Source organism: Marinobacter sp. (genome assembly GCF_035268745.1).
GTDB lineage: Bacteria > Pseudomonadota > Gammaproteobacteria > Pseudomonadales > Oleiphilaceae > Marinobacter.
In genome coordinates, this window is the sequence record NZ_DATFKH010000145.1 from 1 (window position 1) to 3,229 (window position 3,229).

The 3,229-nt window shown below is 56.1% G+C and carries 2 tRNA genes and 2 rRNA genes; all 4 read left to right on the forward strand.

Annotated features, from left to right (window positions below):
- Nucleotides 1–134 precede the first annotated feature (134 nt).
- Nucleotides 135–1,672, forward strand: a 16S ribosomal RNA gene (locus VJ956_RS11380).
- A gap of 127 nt (nucleotides 1,673–1,799) precedes the next feature.
- Nucleotides 1,800–1,876: transfer RNA gene (locus VJ956_RS11385), tRNA-Ile, on the forward strand.
- A 37-nt stretch (nucleotides 1,877–1,913) separates the two neighbouring features.
- Nucleotides 1,914–1,989, forward strand: a tRNA-Ala gene (locus VJ956_RS11390).
- Nucleotides 1,990–2,222: 233 nt separating this feature from the next.
- Nucleotides 2,223–3,229, forward strand: a 23S ribosomal RNA gene (locus tag VJ956_RS11395); the annotation flags it as partial.

The window sequence follows — 3,229 nt, forward strand, 5'->3', positions numbered from 1 at the left end:
TCTTTAAAAATTTGGACCAAGTAATTTGTGTGGGGGCTCGTGTCGATGCCTGCAATCGCAGACATTGGTCGAGCACCAATTTAGTCAGTAACTATTGAGTGAATGGTGGATCGACGTTTTCAGCTCATAACTTTGAACTGAAGAGTTTGATCCTGGCTCAGATTGAACGCTGGCGGCATGCCTAACACATGCAAGTCGAACGGCAGCGCGGGCTTCGGCCTGGCGGCGAGTGGCGGACGGGTGAGTAATGCTTGGGAATCTGCCCAGTAGTGGGGGACAACACGGGGAAACTCGTGCTAATACCGCATACGTCCTACGGGAGAAAGCAGGGGATCTTCGGACCTTGCGCTATTGGATGAGCCCAAGTCGGATTAGCTAGTTGGTAGGGTAACGGCCTACCAAGGCGACGATCCGTAGCTGGTCTGAGAGGACGATCAGCCACACCGGAACTGAGACACGGTCCGGACTCCTACGGGAGGCAGCAGTGGGGAATATTGGACAATGGGCGAAAGCCTGATCCAGCAATGCCGCGTGTGTGAAGAAGGCCTGCGGGTTGTAAAGCACTTTCAGCAGGGAAGAACAGCACGGGGATAATACCCCCGTGTCCTGACGTCACCTGCAGAAGAAGCACCGGCTAACTCCGTGCCAGCAGCCGCGGTAATACGGAGGGTGCAAGCGTTAATCGGAATTACTGGGCGTAAAGCGCACGTAGGCGGCCTTGTATGTCGGATGTGAAAGCCCTGGGCTTAACCTGGGAACTGCATCCGAAACTGCGGGGCTAGAGTAAGGGAGAGGGAAGCGGAATTTCCGGTGTAGCGGTGAAATGCGTAGATATCGGAAGGAACACCAGTGGCGAAGGCGGCTTCCTGGCCCATTACTGACGCTGAGGTGCGAAAGCGTGGGGAGCAAACAGGATTAGATACCCTGGTAGTCCACGCCGTAAACGATGAGAACTAGATGTTGGACGCATCGGGCGTTCAGTGTCGCAGCTAACGCGTTAAGTTCTCCGCCTGGGGAGTACGGCCGCAAGGTTGAAACTCAAAGGAATTGACGGGGACCCGCACAAGCGGTGGAGCATGTGGTTTAATTCGATGCAACGCGAAGAACCTTACCTGGCCTTGACATCCCAGGAACCCCTCAGAAATGAGGGGGTGCCTTCGGGAACCTGGAGACAGGTGCTGCATGGCTGTCGTCAGCTCGTGTCGTGAGATGTTGGGTTAAGTCCCGCAACGAGCGCAACCCTTGTCCGTAGTTGCCAGCGAGTAAAGTCGGGAACTCTACGGAGACCGCCAGTGACAAACTGGAGGAAGGTGGGGATGACGTCAAGTCATCATGGCCCTTATGGCCAGGGCTACACACGTGCTACAATGGTCGGTACAGAGGGTTGCCAACCCGCAAGGGGGAGCCAATCCCGAAAAGCCGGTCGTAGTCCGGATCGGAGTCTGCAACTCGACTCCGTGAAGTCGGAATCGCTAGTAATCGCGAATCAGCATTGTCGCGGTGAATACGTTCCCGGGTCTTGTACACACCGCCCGTCACACCATGGGAGTTGGTTGCACCAGAAGTAGGTAGCTTAACCTTCGGGAGAGCGCTTACCACGGTGTGGCTAATGACTGGGGTGAAGTCGTAACAAGGTAGCCGTACGGGAACGTGCGGCTGGATCACCTCCTTTAAGAGAAAAGCGTGCGCAGTCGCGGCGCGAGCTCCCAACACAAGTTACTTGGTCCTCGGGCTGGAGATTTCAGCCTCGAGGTCTGGCCAGGCCTGAAGTCTGGCGCCGGCGACACGCAACCGACATCGGGTCTGTAGCTCAGTTGGTCAGAGCGCACCCCTGATAAGGGTGAGGTCGGAAGTTCAAATCTTCCCAGACCCACCACGGTTGTGGTGTGCGTGGAGCAGGCATCCTTGAGAGAGGGGCCATAGCTCAGCTGGGAGAGCGCCTGCTTTGCAAGCAGGAGGTCGCCGGTTCGATCCCGGCTGGCTCCACCAACCAGCCGCCAGGCCTGAGAAGCGGAACCACGGGTGTGCATGCGAGACATGTATAGCGGTGGTTCCGTTCGCTGTCGGGGTTGCCCGGCAGTCCGTTCTTTAACAATTCGGAAAGTTTTGACGTCTAGCGATTAGTGTCCGTTGTTCCAACGGCGGACACGCAATCCAAGGTGTCGCATTCGTAAGAGAGAGTAACCAGCGCCGTATGGTCCCGAGAGTGTTTGGGGTTATATGGTCAAGCGAATAAGCGCACGTGGTGGATGCCTAGGCGGTAGGAGGCGATGAAGGACGTAGTAGCCTGCGATAAGCTTCGGGGAGCTGGCAAACAAGCTTCGATCCGGAGATTTCCGAATGGGGAAACCCACCGCTTCGGCGGTATCCCTGCCTGAATACATAGGGCAGTGGAGGCGAACCCGGAGAACTGAAATATCTAAGTACCCGGAGGAAAAGAAATCAACCGAGATTCTCTAAGTAGCGACGAGCGAACGGGGAACAGCCCTGTGCCCGTATCGGGCAAATGCATAGCAAAACGGCCTGGGAAGGCCGGCCATAGAAGGTGATAGCCCTGTATGCGAAATGCTTTTGCCAGTTAGGCACGATGAGTAGGCCGGGACACGTGACATCCTGGTTGAAGATGGGGGGACCATCCTCCAAGGCTAAATACTACCTACCGACCGATAGTGAACCAGTACCGTGAGGGAAAGGCGAAAAGAACCCCGGAGAGGGGAGTGAAATAGAACCTGAAACCGCGTGCGTACAAGCAGTGGGAGCCTGGCTACGGCCGGGTGACCGCGTACCTTTTGTATAATGGGTCAGCGAGTTACTTTCAGTGGCAAGCTTAACCGAATAGGGGAGGCGTAGGGAAACCGAGTCCTAAATGGGCGTCTTAGTCGCTGGGAGTAGACCCGAAACCGGGCGATCTATCCATGGCCAGGGTGAAGGCAAGGTAATACTTGCTGGAGGCCCGAACCCACTAATGTTGAAAAATTAGGGGATGAGTTGTGGATCGGAGTGAAAGGCTAATCAAGCCCGGAGATAGCTGGTTCTCCCCGAAAGCTATTGAGGTAGTGCCTCGTGTCTCACTCCTGGGGGTAGAGCACTGTTTCGGCTAGGGGGCCATCCCGGCTTACCAAACCGATGCAAACTCCGAATACCAGGAAGTGCAATCACGGGAGACACACGGCGGGTGCTAACGTCCGTCGTGGAGAGGGAAACAACCCAGACCGCCAGCTAAGGTCCC